Source organism: Brevundimonas sp. (genome assembly GCF_027487935.1).
Taxonomy (GTDB): domain Bacteria; phylum Pseudomonadota; class Alphaproteobacteria; order Caulobacterales; family Caulobacteraceae; genus Brevundimonas.
The window spans coordinates 141,741-156,409 of record NZ_JAIYCP010000021.1 but is presented as its reverse complement, the minus strand read 5'-3'; the positions used below and the strand labels follow the sequence as shown (position 1 = coordinate 156,409).

The window sequence follows — 14,669 nt, the reverse complement described above, 5'->3', positions numbered from 1 at the left end:
AGCGCGGGTTTCTGGCGCTACCGCTCGCCGCGCGGCGGCTCGCTGCTTGAGCGCGAAGCGCCGGGCCGCGTCGGGTCGAAAAGGCGGAGCCTTTTGACCGCGGCCCAACAAGAACCAGCGCTGGCGTCGCGAAGCGAGGTCAGCGCGGCCCCGTCAGCCGGATCTCGAACAGTTTCGGCCAGTTCTTGCCGGTCACGAACAGCCGGCGGCCCTCCGGATCCCATGCGATGCCGTTGAGCACGGCATCGGTCGGGTCCAGGCCGCTGCGGTCCGGCATCAGTTCGGTCAGGTCGATGATGCCGGTGATCTCCCCCGAGGCCGGGTTGATGCGGACGATGTAGTCCGTCTGCCAAACATTGGCGAAGACCTCGCCCTCGATCCATTCCAGCTCATTGATCTGGCTGATCGGACGGCCCTGCAGGGTGACGGGGACGCGCCCGGTTTCCTGCAGCGTCGCGGGGTCGAGGAAGCGCAGGGCGGCGGTGCCGTCCGACAGGATCAGGCGGGTGGCATCGTGCGTCAGGCCCCAGCCCTCGCCGGCATAGGCGAACTCACCCCTGGGCTCGAGCGTCTCCGGGTCCCAGATGAAGCCCTTGCCGTCCCTCCAGGTCAGGGTCAGGACGCGATCACCGACCGCGGTCAGCCCCTCGCCGAAATAGTCTTCGGCCAGCTCTCGCTGCTGCAGGACGACGCCGTCCTCCAGCCGGACCCGCCGGACCGTCGACGGATAACGGCCGGTGCTTTCCAGCAGCTCACCGTCGCGGAACATGAGGCCCTGGGTAAAGGCCTTGGGGTCGTGCGGATAGACCCGCACGACCTCGAATCCATAGACCGGAACCGGGGTCTGCGGAGCGGGCACCGCCGCCGTCTGGGCTGACGCCGCAAGCGGCGCCAGCAGCCAGAACAGCAGGAGTGCCGCAAGCCGCATCGTCAGGTCGCCTGTTTGGCGGCCTCTTTCTTGGCCGCTGCCCTGCGGGACATCATGTTCAGCCCCTCGACCGCGGCAGAGAAGGCCATGGCGACATAGATATAGCCCTTGGGCACCGGCGCCCCGAAGCCTTCGGCGATCAGGACCGTGCCGATCATCAGCAGGAAGCCGAGGGCCAGCATGACCACGCTCGGGTTCTCATTGATGAAATTGGCCAGCGGGTCGGCGGCCAGCAGCATGACGGTGATCGACACCAGGACGGCGATGATCATGATCGGCAGGTGTTCGGTCATGCCGACAGCGGTCAGGATGGAGTCGATCGAGAAGACCAGGTCCAGAAGGATGATCTGAACGATGGCCGAGCCGACGTTCGAGATGACAATGTCCTTCTTGTCCTTGTCCAGCATGTCGTCGCTCGGCTTGGTGTCGACCGTGTGGTGGATCTCCTTGGTCGCCTTCCAGATCAGGAACAGGCCGCCCGCGATCAGGATCATGTCCTTCCAGGAGAAGGCGTTGCCGAGCACGGAGAAGACCGGCTCGACCAGGGTCACCAGCCAGGCGATCATCGACAGCAGGACCAGTCGCATGATCAGGGCCAGCGAGATACCGATGCGGCGGACCCGCTGGCGGTGTTCAGGCGGCAGCTTGTTCGACAGAATCGAGATGAAGATCAGGTTGTCGATCCCCAACACCACTTCCATCACGATCAACGCGGTCAGGGCCGCCCAGGCGGCGGGGTCGGTAAGAAGCGGAATTATGGAGTCGAACATCGTTGGCGTGATCCTGAGAGCGTGAAGCTGGAACTCCCCTTTATAGTGACGGTCGCCGGTGCGGCAATGCGACGGGTTGTGGCGGCCAGTCTCGGTTGCGGTCGGGGGGTTACGATGCTATCAGGCGCCCGGCTGAGCCGGAGGGCGCGTTGCGAGACGCGTCCCCCAAGTGCTTTCTCAAAGCATTTCAGACCTTTGACTGGCGCGGATACGCCGCCGGTCGCCAACCCGAACGCTAACCGCGCGGACATGACTAGTGGCTGACGACTACAGGACGACGGAAGTCGGCGAGCGCTACGCACAGGCGCTGTTCGACCTTGCTGATGAAACGGGCGCGCTGGAGGCGGTTCGCGCCGACCTGGCCTCGCTGCGCGCGGCCTGGAACGAGAGCGCCGACCTGCGCCGTCTGGCGCAGTCGCCGGTCATCGCCGCCGAGGACCAGCAGAAGGGTCTGACGGCCATTGCCGACAAGGCGAAGTTCAACCGGGTCACCCGGAATTTCCTCGGCCTGCTGGCCCAGAACGGCCGCTCGCGCGATCTGACGGCCGTGATCGCCGGTTTCGACCTGCTGTATGCGAAGAAGACCGGCGTGGTCGCCGCCGAGGTCGTCTCGGCCCAGGCCCTGACCGCTGCCCAGATGAAGTCGATCCAGTCTGCCCTGCGCACCTCGCTGGGCAAGGATCCCGAAATGACCGCCCGCGTCGATCCGTCGATCCTGGGCGGCCTCAAGGTCAAGGTCGGCTCGAAGCTCTTCGACGCCTCGCTGAAGACCAAGCTCGACCAGATGAAGTTTGCCCTGAAGCGCGCGTAAGCGCGCTGACCCACCCGAATCCAGCGTGCCCGACCGGTGCGCTGACAAGACGATAACAGAGAGCCTGTCATGGACATCCGCGCCGCCGAAATCTCGGCCATCCTCAAGTCGCAGATCGCCTCCTTCGGCGTCGAAGCGGACGTGTCCGACGTCGGCCAGGTGCTGTCGGTCGGCGACGGCATCGCCCGCATCCACGGTCTGGACAATGTCCAGGCCGGCGAGATGATCGAATTCCCCAAGGCCGGCGTGAAGGGCATGGCCCTGAACCTCGAGCGCGACAACGTCGGCGCCGTGATCTTCGGCCAGGACAACCAGATCGCCGAGGGCGACGAGGTCCGCCGCCTGGGCGAGATCGTGGACGTGCCGGTCGGCAAGGGCCTGCTCGGCCGCGTCGTCAACCCGCTGGGCGAGCCGATCGACGGCAAGGGCCCGATCCAGTTCACCGAGCGCCGCCGCGTCGATGTGAAGGCCCCGGGCATCATCCCCCGGAAGTCGGTGCATGAGCCGATGCAGACCGGCCTGAAGGCCATCGACACCCTGATCCCGATCGGCCGTGGCCAGCGCGAGCTGATCATCGGTGACCGTCAGGTCGGCAAGACCGCCGTCGCCGTCGACACCATCCTGAACCAGAAGAGCACCAACGCCGCCGCGACGTCGGAAGGCGACAAGCTCTACTGTATCTATGTCGCTATCGGTCAGAAGCGCTCGACCGTCGCCCAGATCGTCAAGACGCTCGAGGAGCGCGGCGCCCTGGACTACACCATCGTCGTCGCCGCCACGGCGTCCGAGCCGGCCCCGCTGCAGTTCCTGGCCCCGTTCTCGGGCACGGCCATGGGCGAGTTCTTCCGCGACAACGGCATGCACGCCCTGATCGTCTATGACGACCTGTCCAAACAGGCCGTGGCCTATCGCCAGATGTCCCTGCTGCTGCGCCGCCCGCCGGGCCGCGAAGCCTATCCGGGCGACGTCTTCTATCTGCACAGCCGCCTGCTGGAGCGTTCGGCCAAGCTGAACGCCGACTACGGCTCGGGCTCCATGACCGCCCTGCCGCTCATCGAGACCCAGGCCAATGACGTTTCGGCCTACATCCCGACCAATGTGATCTCGATCACCGACGGCCAGATCTTCCTCGAGTCCGACCTGTTCTACCAGGGCATCCGCCCGGCCGTGAACGTCGGTATCTCGGTGTCGCGCGTGGGCTCCTCGGCCCAGACCAAGGCGATGAAGAAGGTCGCCGGCTCGATCAAGGGCGAGCTGGCCCAGTATCGGGAAATGGCCGCCTTCGCCAAATTCGGTTCGGACCTCGATGCCTCGACCCAGAAGCTGCTGGCCCGCGGCGCGCGCCTGACGGAACTCCTGAAGCAGCCGCAGTACTCGCCGCTGACCATGGAAGAGCAGGTCGTCTCGGTCTACGCCGGCACGCGCGGCTATCTCGACGGTATCGCCGTCGGCGACATCGGCCGTTTCGAGAGCGAGCTGCTGGCCCGCATCAAGTCGTCGAACGCCGGCCTGCTGGACGGCATCCGCGCCAAGAAGGACCTGACCGCCGAGCTCGAAGCCGAGCTGAAGTCGGTGCTGGAAGCCTTCGTCAAGACCTTCGCCTGAGCCCCGGCCGGATAGCGAGAGAGTAGCACCGGATGGCCAGCCTCAAGGAAATGCGCAATCGGATCGGAAGCGTGAAGTCCACGCAGAAGATCACGAAAGCCCTGAACATGGTCGCCGCGGCCAAGCTGAAGCGCGCCCAGGACCAGGCCGAAAGCGCCCGTCCCTATGCCCGCAAGATGGCCGCCGTGATCGCCAATCTGGCGGCCGGCGTGTCGGGCGACGGCGCACCGAAACTGCTGGCCGGTACCGGCTCTGACCAGAAGCATCTGATCGTCGTCGCCACGGGCGACAAGGGTCTGGCCGGTGGTTTCAACACCAATGTCATCCGGGCCGCTCGCGAGCGAATCAACGGGTTGATTGCGGCCGGCAAGGACGTCCGCATCATCGCCGTGGGCCGCAAGTCCCGCGACGGGCTGACGCGCCTCTATGGCGACAAGCTGGTGAAGACCTTCGAGATGTCGGATCACAAGGTCATCGGCCTGCCGGCGGCGGAGCCGATCGCGGCCCTGATCGCCGAACAGTTCGAGGCCGGACATGCCGACGTCGTGACCCTGTTCTATAGCCGCTTCCAGTCGGTCATCTCCCAGATCCCGACCCCGAAACAGCTGATCCCGGCGGTCGTCGACGGTGATGCCCCGCCGATCGACCTGAACGGCGCGACCTATGAGTACGAGCCCTCGGAAGAGGAAATCCTCGAGACCCTGCTGCCGCGCAACATCACCACCCAGGTGTTGGCCGCCCTGTACGAGAACCAGGCCAGCTTCTTCGGGGCCCAGATGGGCGCCATGGACAACGCCACCCGCAACGCCGGCGACCTGATCAACAGCCTGACCCTGCAGTACAACCGCAAACGCCAGGCCCAGATCACTACTGAACTGATCGAGATCATCGCGGGCGCCGAAGCCCTCTGATCCGAACCCCGCCCAGATACGCCCAGCTACACGCCAAGCACGACCTTCCGAACGGAACGAACCGATGACCGACACCACCGCCAAGAAACCCGCCGCCAAGAAGCCGGCTGCTCCCAAGGCCCCGAAGGCCGCCGCCGCAACCGGTAACGCCGCCTATAAGGCCGGCACCGGCGTGGGCCGGATCGCCCAGGTCATCGGCGCCGTCGTCGACGTCGAGTTCACCGGCCAGCTGCCGGCGATCCTGAACGCCCTGGAGACGCAGAACGTCGACCAGAAGACCGGTCAGCCCTTCACCCTGGTGCTGGAAGTCGCCCAGCACCTCGGCGAGAACATGGTCCGCACCATCGCTATGGACACCTCGGAAGGTCTGACGCGCGGCCAGGCCGTGACCGACACCGGCACCTCCATCCTGGCCCCGGTCGGACCGGGCACGCTCGGCCGGATCATGAACGTCGTCGGCGCGCCGATCGACGAACAGGGCCCGATCAAGACCACCATGTACCGCCCGATCCACCGCGAGGCGCCGTCGTTCGAAGAACAGTCGACCTCGTCGGAAATCCTCGTCACCGGCATCAAGGTCATCGACCTGATGTGCCCCTATACCAAGGGCGGCAAGATCGGCCTGTTCGGCGGCGCCGGCGTGGGCAAGACCGTGACCATGCAGGAACTGATCAACAACATCGCCAAGGCCTACGGCGGTTATTCGGTCCTGGCCGGCGTGGGTGAGCGCACCCGCGAGGGCAACGACCTGTACCACGAGATGATCGAGTCCAATGTGAACGTGGACCCGACCAAGAACGGCGGCTCGACCGAAGGCTCCAAATGCGCCCTCGTCTACGGCCAGATGAACGAGCCTCCCGGTGCCCGCGCCCGCGTCGCCCTGACCGGCCTGGCCCAGGCCGAGTATTTCCGCGACGAGGAAGGCAAGGACGTTCTGCTGTTCGTCGACAACATCTTCCGCTTCACCCAGGCCGGTTCGGAAGTGTCCGCCCTGCTGGGCCGTATCCCGTCCGCCGTGGGCTATCAGCCGACGCTGGCCACGGAGATGGGCAACCTGCAGGAGCGCATCACCTCGACCAAGAAGGGCTCGATCACCTCGGTCCAGGCCATCTACGTCCCCGCCGACGACCTGACCGACCCGGCCCCGGCCGCCTCCTTCGCCCACCTGGACGCGACGACCGTGCTGAGCCGCGACATCGCCGCCCAGGCCATCTTCCCGGCTGTGGACCCGCTCGACTCGACCTCGCGGATCATGGACCCGCTGGTCATCGGCGAGGAGCACTACCGCGTCGCCCGCTCGGTCCAGGAAGTCCTGCAGCAGTACAAGGCGCTGAAGGACATCATCGCCATCCTGGGCATGGATGAGCTGTCGGAAGAGGACAAGCTGATCGTCTCGCGCGCCCGCAAGATCCAGCGCTTCCTGTCGCAGCCCTTCTTCGTGGCCGAGCAGTTCACCGGCGCGGACGGCAAATTCGTCTCGCTGGAAGACACCATCCGCTCGTTCAAGGGCATCGTCGCCGGCGAATACGACCACCTTCCGGAAGCCGCCTTCTACATGGTCGGCGCCATCGAGGAAGCCGTGGCCAAGGCCGAGAAGCTCGCCGCCGAGGCGGCCTGATCCATGGCCGGCAAGCTCAGCTTCTCGCTGGTTTCACCTGAACGCGAGGTCTTCAATGGCCTCGTCGATCAGGTCGACGCGCCCGGCGCCGAAGGCGATTTCGGCGTCCTCGCCGACCACGCGCCGTTCATGACCGCCCTGCGCGAAGGCGTGGTCACGGTCATCGACGGTGGCTCGCGCCGCCAGTTCGAGGTCCACGGCGGCTTCGCCGACGTGACCCCGGCCGGCCTGACCATCCTGGCCGAACAGGCCTCGGAAGTGACGGCGGCCGCCTAGACCCTTGTCATCCCGGGTCGCTCCGACGCGTCTGGTGCCCGCCTGATGGCGGCGCTAGGCTTGGGCCATGCTCGAGCTCCGACCCAATTGTGAGTGCTGCGACCGCGACCTGCCGTTCGACAGCGCCGAGGCCCGGATCTGCACCTTTGAATGCACCTTCTGCGCCGACTGCGTGGACGGCGTGCTGAAGGGCGTCTGCCCCAACTGCGGGGGCGGGTTCAGCGCCCGTCCGGTCCGCCCGGCGCACCTGCTGGCCAGATATCCGGCCTCGACGAAACGGGTGCTCAGGCCGGAAGGCTGTGCGGCGGCCTATACCACCAGCGGCGCAAACACGGCCACGACCTGTTCATAGACGGCCCGTTTGAACGGCACGATCCGGTCAGGGGCTTCGCTCAGCGGTCCCCAGCGCCAGGCGTCGAACTCGATCTCGCCGTGGGCCTCGAGGTCGATCTCGGACTCCTCGCCGGTAAAGCGGAAGGCGAACCACTGCTGCTTCTGGCCAGACCAGCCGCGCGCCTGTTTCGAGCCGCCGTAGTCGGCGGGGAAGTCGTAGGCGATCCACTCTTCCGTCCGGGCGACCAGCTCGGCCGAGGTGACCCCGGTCTCTTCGGCCAGTTCACGCCGGGCGGCGGCCTCCAGGTCCTCGCCCTCATCGACCCCGCCCTGGGGGAACTGCCAATTGTGCGGCCCCTCGGTCCCGGCGCGACGGCCGTACCAGACGCGCCCGTCCGGATGGAACAGCACGACGCCGACATTGGGGCGGTAGCGGGAGAGGTCTGGCATGGAGGTCTTAGGGCTTAGGGCTTAGGGCCTAGTCAAGACGACTTTCGGCCGGCAGCCGAGAAACGACACTGTTCTGAGCCCTAAGCCCCAAGCCCCAAGCCCTAAGCCCTAAGCCCTAATCCCTAATCCCTGATCCCTACCGTCCCGGCCGCTGCGTCATCGCGCTCGCCGGAGCCAGTTGCAGCCCGCGGGCCTCCATGCCGGCGGTCCAGCGGGCCACGGCCTCGACCGTGACCGGATAGCTGAAGCCGGTGCCCATCGCCTGGCCAGAGCCCTTGGCCAGGGCCTCGAGCGCGTTCAACTGGCCGACGATGGCGGCCGGGTTCTGTTCCTCGTCGATGATCCGGTTGGCGCTGGCCCGGGCCCAGGCACCGGGCCGGCGGCTCATCGAGCCGTCGTCGAGGAAGGCCACCCCGCGCTGGCGCAGGATGGCCATGAAGGCGGTCATGCCGGAGTCCGAGTTGGCAAAGCGGTCGCCCATGTAGTTGGTGACGCCGAAATAGCCGGTGGCCCGTCCCAGCAGCCAGTTCATCCGCGCCTGGATATCGGCCGGCTCCGCCGAGGCCAGCAGGGTGTGCGGGCCGGGGTCATTGCCGGGATAGCCCGATGGCTCCATCGGCATTTCCAGCATCACCTCGTGGCCCTGGGCGCGGGCCAGGTCGATCCAGCCCTGCAGACCCTCGGCATAGGGGACGAAGCTGAGGGTGACCTCCGGCGGCAGCCGTTCAATGGCGGCGCGGGTGGTGACGGCGTTCAGGCCCAGGCCGCCGACGATGATGGCCACGCGCGGGCGGCCGTTGGAGCGGAACGGGCGGGCATAGGCCTGGGCAGGCACGCGGCCGTCGGTGGCGATGGCCGGCAAGGGGCCGTTCGGGCCCGGCTGGCTCAGCCCGGCGATCGGGGCGGCGGGCAGGGGGCTGGCGGCGATGCGCGGGGCGGTCACCGGCGCGCCATTGCCCGATACTGTTGCCCCGTTGGGCAGGGTGATCACGGCCTCGCCGTCCAGGGCGGGATCGACGGCACCGCCGTCCCCCGCCAGGTCCTGCCACGAGCCATAGGCCCCGACCGAGAAGGCCTCGAGCCCGGACGGGGCGGGGGCGGCGACCGGCGCCTCGCGCTTCAACGTGGCCCGCGCCGAGGGTGCTCCGGCCCAGGGGTCGCCCAGTACGGTGATGAACAGGGCTGCTGCACCGATCAGAAGCAGGCCGGCGCCGGTTACAGCGACGGGCGGCTTCGTCAGGAAGCGGCCGACGGGTGCAAGATTGTCGCGCAACGACCGGCGCACCGGGGGTGCTCCGGCGGTGGTGGCAAGAACAGACTGGCGCTTGGCGAACATGGGCAGGACTGGACGCTGGATGCGGGGGTCCGCGAAGCGGACTCCTTCAATCATCACCTTGGCGGGCGTCGGTTAAGAAAGCCTAACGCGCCGTTAGCCATGTCGCGTCAATTTTCCGGCGCGGGCTCCGGCTCGGCTGCGGCCAGGGCGGAGCCCGGGGCGGTCACGACAATACCCTCGGGCGCAGCGGCCAGCCGGGTCAGGTCTCCGCCGGCGCGCAGCACGTCCAAGGCCCGCTCCAGCTGGTAGTCCTTGTCCTCGGGCCAGTCTTCGCCCGGGGCCTCGAGCGGGGTGTGGGGGCCCTTGCGCTCGGCCCCGATCGAGGCGTCCAGCGCTGTAGAGTAGGCCGCCTCCGAATAGATGAAATTCGACCGCGACACGATCCGCGCCTCGGCCAGCGAGCGCGACACCTCCAGATCGGGCTCGATGCCGATCTTCTGGATCGAGGCACCCGAGGGGGTGAAATAGCGGGCCGTGGTGATCGACAGGGCACCGTCCTGGCCGCCACGCAACGGGATGACTGTCTGCACCGAGCCCTTGCCGAAGCTGGTCAGGCCGACGATCGTCGCCCGCTGGTGATCCTTCAGGGCGCCGGCCACGATCTCGGAGGCCGAGGCGGAACCGTAGTTGATCAGTACCACCAGCGGCCGTCCGCCGGTCAGGTCACCCGGTCGCGCGCCATAGCGCTGGATCTGATCGGCCTTGCGCCCGCGCTGGCTGACGATCTCGCCGCGCTCGAGGAAGGCGTCCGAGACGGCGATGGCCGCATCCAGCAGGCCGCCGCCGTTGTTCCGCAGGTCCAGCACATAGCCCTTGATGGCGGGGTTCTCGCCCTTCAGCCGGGCGATGGTCTCGCCCAGTTCGCGGCCGGTATTCTCGTTGAAGGTCGAGACGCGCAGATAGGCAAAGTCGCCCTCGATCCGGCCGGTGACGGAATCGATCTGGATCACTTCGCGCGTCAGCGTCACCTCGCGCGGATCCTCGCCGTCGCGCAGGAAGGTGACCCGGACCGTCGTGCCGACCGCCCCGCGCAGTTTTTCAGACACCTGGCTGACGGTCAGGCCGGCGGCGCTCTGGCCTTCAATGGAGGAGATGACATCTCCGGCGTTGACGCCGGCGCGGGCGGCCGGCCCGCCGTCCATCGGCGAGATCACCTTCACCAGGCCGCCCTCGGCCTGGATGGTCAGGCCCACGCCCGAATAGGCCCCCGACGTCCGCTCCTGCAGTTCGTCATAGCCACTGGGCGGCAGGTAGTTGGAATGGGGGTCCAGCGCCCCCATCATGCCCTGCAGCGCGGCCTCGATCAGTTTCTTGTCATCGACCGGGACAACATAGGCCTGTTCGACGATGCCCAGGACGTCCCCGAACAGGGCCAGCATGCGGAAAGCCTCGTTCCGCGGCGTCTGGCCTGTGGCGGTCGCTGCGCCGAGCCCCAGGAGGGTCACGGCGGCAGCGCCAACCAGCAACAATTTACGCATCGGGTCTCTTTCAGCGAACAGGAAGGCGGCTCTTGGATGGATCAGTTACGAACCGACCGGCGACGAAATCGTGGCCGATCGGTGATTAGCGGATAAAATCAGTGTCATCGCCGGTTGGGAAGCGGTTTCGCTGAAGGGGTGATGGGTGGTTGGTGGCGGGTGACTGGCAGGTTGCAGAAGAGGCACCCGGCCCGCGAACTCGAAAATCACCCGTCACCAGCCACCAGCCACCAACCACTCACTGCAACCACGGTCCCGGATCAATCGGCCGCTCGTCGCGGCGAAGTTCGAACGTCGGTTCGCCGTCGGTGCCGGTCCGGCCAAGGCTCTGGCCGTCCATGACCCGGTCCCCGGCCGCAACCGACAGGGTGTCGAGGCCGGAAATCACCGCCCGCCAGCCCGGCCCGAGGTCGACGATGACCACCTGCCCCCAGCCACTCAGCGGCCCGGCAAAGGCCACCTGTCCGGCGGCGGGCGCGCGGACCTCCGACCCGCTGGTGCGCCAGCTCCAGCCGCTTGATCCCCCGCCGAAACGCCGCGACGGAGCCCCGTCAACAGGGGCGGTCAGCCGGCTGCGTCCGGCCGGCAGTCGGGCCGAAGCGGGCTCGGTTTCCATCCCGGGCGGCGGTACGGCCGCGCCGAGCGCGCGCAGACGCGTCTCCAGCACGCGGCTGGCCTGTTCTGCGCTCTCGGCCTCGGCCCGCAATACGGCCTCCAGGGCCGTCTTTCGGCTCGTAAGGGCCTCGATCTCCGCGCGCCGGTCGCCGCGGGCGCTTTCGATTGTGAACAGCTGCTCGCTGTTCAGGGCGCTGAGCCGTCGCACCCGGACGACCTCGGCCTGACGGTCCGCCAGCCCCTGGGCGCGCGCCTGCAGCGCGGGAGCCATGGCCCGCATCAGAATGGCGGCCCGGACCGTGTCGACCGCCCGGTCGGCCGGGACCAGCAGCGGCGGCGGCGGACGGCGGCTGATCATCTGCAGGGCGGACAGAAGCCGGCCCTGGCGGCCCCGTGCGCGAGACAGCCGGGCCACCAGTTCCGCCTCCTGCCGCCCCAGTTCGCGCAGTCGCGCCCGCTGGTCCGCGATCACGGCATCGTCCTGGCCGACAGCGGTGCGCAGTGCGGTCAGCTGGCTTTCCAGTCCGGCAATCTCGCGGGCGGCCTCGGCGGCTTCTGCGCGCAGGCGAAGGGCGCGGGCCCGCTCGTCACGGAACTCGGCCTGCAGCCGGCCGACGTCGCCGGCGGACGGGGTCTGTCGCGCGATCGCTGCGACGGGCAGGGCGATCACGGCCAGACAGAGAATCAGGAGGGGCGCGCGCATGGAGCGAGAGCGAATATCCGGTTTCGGATGCGAGCGCATCCATGCCGGTCTGCTTCAGTCGCGATGATAGGGGGATCCCGCCAGGATGGTCACGGCGCGATACAGCTGCTCCGCCAGCATGGCCCGCGCCAGGGCATGGGGCCAGGTCTGGGGGCCGAAGGCGAGGGTCGAGCCCGCGGCTGCACGCACGCTCTCGTCCAGACCGTCCGCCCCGCCGATGGCGAACACCAGCCGACGTTCGCCGCGATCCCGCAGCAGGGCGATATGGTCGGCGAAGGCGCGGCTGGAGAAGGTCCGGCCGCGCTCGTCGCAGGCGATCAGATGCGCGCCCTCGGCGGCCTTCAGGATCAGCTCGGCCTCGGGGGCCTTGCCGGCCTTGCGCGGTTCCAGGTCGACCAGTTCCAGCGGGCCCAGGCCGAGGGCCCGCCCGGCCAGGGTGGCGCGTTCGGCATAGTCAGACGCCAGCACGGCCTCGGGTCCCCGCCCCGGCTTGCCGATGGCGATGACGGCCAGCTTCATGGGTTCACGAACAGGGGGTCAGGAGATCAGGCGCGGGCGTCGACGCGGTGGCCGCTCTCGACCGACCAGATCTTCTCGATGTTGTAGAAGGCGCGCACTTCCGGACGGAACAGGTGGACGATGACGTCTCCCGCATCCAGCAGCACCCAGTCGCAGTGCGGCAGGCCCGAAACCTTGACCTTGCCGAGACCGCTTTCCTTCAGCGTCCGCTGCAGGTGGTCGGCCAGGGCGCCGACGTGACGGTGCGACCGCCCGGAGGCGATGATCATGGTGTCGGCCATCGGGCTCTTGCCCTTCAGGTCGATGAGAACGATGTCCTGGGCCTTGTCGTCGTCGAGTCGCGACAGGATGGCCGTTTCCAGATCGGTGGAGCCGATGGGGAGAGGTGCCTGCGGCCCGTCAGTCGGAGACCCGTCTTCGGAGTGGATGGAGTCGAATTCGTCCATCTCATGCGCCGTGGGGGAGTCGGCGGCGTCTTGCGCATCGTGCGCGGGCGAGGGGGTCAGCGGAGGGCTCCGGAGAGATTACTAAAGCGGAAGCCTATCACAGGGGCGCGGCGGCGTCACGCGCGGCCCGCAGTGCGGTCGAGGAGCGAGGGTTGAGCGGCGCCGTCAGCCAGGTCCAGGCGGGAGCCTCAAGGTCGGCCAGCCGCCGCGCCTGGCTCGTCGGAACCCGGGCAGAGGCGAAACGCGCTGCGGCCGGCGCGGTGCGGCTGTGGTGCAGGGACCCCGGCCGGGCGATCACCGCCATGGGCATGATTCGCATGATGTCGGTCCAGCCGCGCCATCTGTGAAATCCGGCCAGATTGTCCGATCCCATCAGCCAGACGAAACGCACGCCGGGGTGGCGTGCGGTCAGCGCGCGCAGGGTGTCCACGGTCCATTGGGTGCCGGCACGGGTCTCGAAATCAGAGACCACCATGGATCGCCCCGCCGCCGCCATGGCCGCTGCCGCTTGGGCCGAGGCCATCCGCTCGGCCAGCGGCGCGCTGTCGCGGGCGTCTTTCAGGGGGTTCTGCGGCGACACCAGCCAGATGACCCGATCCAGCCCCAGCCGTCGCATCGCCGTCTCCGCCACATGGGCGTGACCGTCATGGGCCGGATTGAATGAGCCGCCGAACAGGCCGACCGCCATCCCGGGCTGCAGGTCCAGTCCGTCACGCAGGGTGCCGGGACGGGGCCCCTGGGCTTTCGGTGCGGGACCGGCGTGGAAGAAAGACAAGGCGGCAGGGCTCGCGGGGGCTTTTGCTCACCAGGGAGCTAACACGTCACCCCGCGGCCTGTCTCGGGTCATATAGGTCCAGTACGGCCCGGGCGGCCTTGGCGACCGCGCCCCGGAGGGCCGGTGGGCTCATCGCCTCGGCCTCCGGGCCCAGGTGCAGCAGCCAGCCCGCGGCGGCGTCGATGCTCTCGATCGGGAGATCGACCGTCCGCCAGCCTGAGCCTGCGGGGTTGGCGTCCCCGGCGACGTCCACAGCCGCCTCGGCTGCGGCCGGGCTGAATGCCCGAAGTTGCCTGAAGCCTTCCGGGGACAGGCGGATACGGGCGCGATCGCGCAGCAGCCGTGCTTCAAAGTCCCGGCTCCATCCGGCCCAGTAGGTCGCCAGAACGAAATTGCGCGGTCGAACGGCAGCCGCGTCCAGGACTTCGAGTTCATGGATGTTCGAGACGCGATAGGTGCGTGCCTGTCCCTCGACGGCCGCGACCAGGTACCAGGTCCCGCCCTTCAGGACGAGGCCGAGAGGATCAAGGACGCGATGAACTTCACCGGTCCAGCTTTCATAACGGACCCGGACCCGACGGTCGCCCCAGACCGCACCGGCAAGACCCGGCAAGGCGTCTGCGGCCTCGGTCCGCCGGTACCAGTCAATCGGGTCCAGGTGAAAGCGGCGCGCCACCCGGTCCGCGCTGGCCCCCGAGTCCGGAGGCAGGCTGGCCAACAGTTTGAGCTGAGCCGTCGCCAGTGCGTCACCGAGACCCAGGTCGGCCGCGACTGTCCCGGCCCCGGCCAGGACCAGCGCGTCTGACTCCGCCACCGTCAGGCCGGTCAGCCGGGTGCGGTAGCCGTCGAGCAAGGCAAACCCCCCGGCCCGTCCCCGCTCGGCATAGACCGGGACCCCGGCGGCGCTGAGATGGTCCATGTCTCGATAGATGGTCCGGACCGAAACCTCGAACTCGCGGGCCAGGGCATCCGCGCTGATGCGGCCCCGCATCTGCATCAGGATCAGGATCGACAGAATTCGGCTGGCGCGCATTTTTCCAGCCTAGGACAAATTCCTGACGTTCGGTGTCATGAATTACCGCCTATGCCGGTTTC

The 14,669-nt window shown here is 68.0% G+C and carries 16 protein-coding genes; 6 read left to right on the top strand and 10 right to left on the bottom strand.

Features of this window, described 5'->3' with window-relative positions; translation table 11 throughout:
* Positions 1–139: 139 nt before the first annotated feature.
* Together Q0053_RS08110 and Q0053_RS08105 are read right to left on the bottom strand one after the other, a co-directional pair.
* Entirely contained in the window at positions 140–928 is a 789-nt protein-coding gene (locus Q0053_RS08110) for a glutaminyl-peptide cyclotransferase (protein WP_298098535.1), read from the bottom strand.
* Between the two features lie 2 nt (positions 929–930).
* Positions 931–1,698 (bottom strand): TerC family protein, encoded by a 768-nt coding sequence (locus tag Q0053_RS08105; protein ID WP_298098533.1) that lies wholly within the window; start codon positions 1,696–1,698, stop codon positions 931–933.
* Between the two features lie 256 nt (positions 1,699–1,954).
* On the opposite strand from Q0053_RS08105, the gene Q0053_RS08100 reads away from it, so the two are divergent.
* The 6 genes from Q0053_RS08100 (at position 1,955) to Q0053_RS08075 (ending at position 7,271) form a co-directional block, all read left to right on the top strand.
* Positions 1,955–2,509 carry a F0F1 ATP synthase subunit delta gene (locus Q0053_RS08100; protein WP_298098530.1) on the top strand — a complete coding sequence of 185 codons (555 nt, stop codon included), beginning with the start codon at positions 1,955–1,957 and terminating at the stop codon, positions 2,507–2,509.
* Positions 2,510–2,578: 69 nt separating this feature from the next.
* Positions 2,579–4,114, top strand: coding sequence for a F0F1 ATP synthase subunit alpha (gene atpA / locus Q0053_RS08095; protein WP_298098527.1), 1,536 nt, complete (start codon positions 2,579–2,581; stop codon positions 4,112–4,114).
* A 32-nt stretch (positions 4,115–4,146) separates the two neighbouring features.
* Complete coding sequence (locus Q0053_RS08090) at positions 4,147–5,025, top strand: F0F1 ATP synthase subunit gamma (RefSeq protein ID WP_298098524.1); 879 nt, start codon at positions 4,147–4,149, stop codon at positions 5,023–5,025.
* 64 nt (positions 5,026–5,089) lie between these two features.
* Complete coding sequence (gene atpD, locus Q0053_RS08085) at positions 5,090–6,643, top strand: F0F1 ATP synthase subunit beta (RefSeq protein ID WP_298098521.1); 1,554 nt, start codon at positions 5,090–5,092, stop codon at positions 6,641–6,643.
* A 3-nt stretch (positions 6,644–6,646) separates the two neighbouring features.
* Positions 6,647–6,919 (top strand): ATP synthase F1 subunit epsilon, encoded by a 273-nt coding sequence (locus Q0053_RS08080; protein WP_298098518.1) that lies wholly within the window; start codon positions 6,647–6,649, stop codon positions 6,917–6,919.
* Positions 6,920–6,986: 67 nt separating this feature from the next.
* Positions 6,987–7,271: a DUF1272 domain-containing protein gene (locus Q0053_RS08075; protein ID WP_298098515.1), complete on the top strand. Its 285-nt coding sequence runs from the start codon at positions 6,987–6,989 to the stop codon at positions 7,269–7,271.
* On the opposite strand, the gene Q0053_RS08070 is transcribed toward Q0053_RS08075, so the two are convergent.
* From Q0053_RS08070 to Q0053_RS08035, 8 genes are all read right to left on the bottom strand, one after another.
* Positions 7,229–7,702 (bottom strand): RNA pyrophosphohydrolase, encoded by a 474-nt coding sequence (locus Q0053_RS08070; protein WP_298098512.1) that lies wholly within the window; start codon positions 7,700–7,702, stop codon positions 7,229–7,231. The two genes, Q0053_RS08075 and Q0053_RS08070, sit on opposite strands and share 43 nt — an antisense overlap.
* 136 nt (positions 7,703–7,838) lie before the next feature.
* Positions 7,839–9,038, bottom strand: a complete 1,200-nt coding sequence (locus tag Q0053_RS08065) for a divergent polysaccharide deacetylase family protein (protein ID WP_298098509.1) — start codon at positions 9,036–9,038, stop codon at positions 7,839–7,841.
* A gap of 107 nt (positions 9,039–9,145) precedes the next feature.
* The gene (locus Q0053_RS08060; RefSeq protein WP_298098506.1) at positions 9,146–10,516 is read right to left on the bottom strand and encodes a S41 family peptidase; all 1,371 of its coding nucleotides are present in this window, start codon (positions 10,514–10,516) and stop codon (positions 9,146–9,148) included.
* Between the two features lie 238 nt (positions 10,517–10,754).
* Positions 10,755–11,834, bottom strand: a complete 1,080-nt coding sequence (locus tag Q0053_RS08055) for a peptidoglycan DD-metalloendopeptidase family protein (protein WP_298098503.1) — start codon at positions 11,832–11,834, stop codon at positions 10,755–10,757.
* A gap of 54 nt (positions 11,835–11,888) precedes the next feature.
* Entirely contained in the window at positions 11,889–12,353 is a 465-nt protein-coding gene (rlmH, locus tag Q0053_RS08050; RefSeq protein WP_298098501.1) for a 23S rRNA (pseudouridine(1915)-N(3))-methyltransferase RlmH, read from the bottom strand.
* A 26-nt stretch (positions 12,354–12,379) separates the two neighbouring features.
* Positions 12,380–12,799, bottom strand: a complete 420-nt coding sequence (rsfS, locus tag Q0053_RS08045; protein ID WP_298098499.1) for a ribosome silencing factor — start codon at positions 12,797–12,799, stop codon at positions 12,380–12,382.
* A gap of 97 nt (positions 12,800–12,896) precedes the next feature.
* Positions 12,897–13,574, bottom strand: coding sequence for a nicotinate-nucleotide adenylyltransferase (locus Q0053_RS08040; protein WP_298098498.1), 678 nt, complete (start codon positions 13,572–13,574; stop codon positions 12,897–12,899).
* 46 nt (positions 13,575–13,620) lie between these two features.
* A complete protein-coding gene (locus Q0053_RS08035; protein ID WP_298098496.1) occupies positions 13,621–14,607 on the bottom strand; it encodes a YafY family protein in 987 nt (328 codons plus the stop codon).
* Positions 14,608–14,669 lie beyond the last annotated feature (62 nt).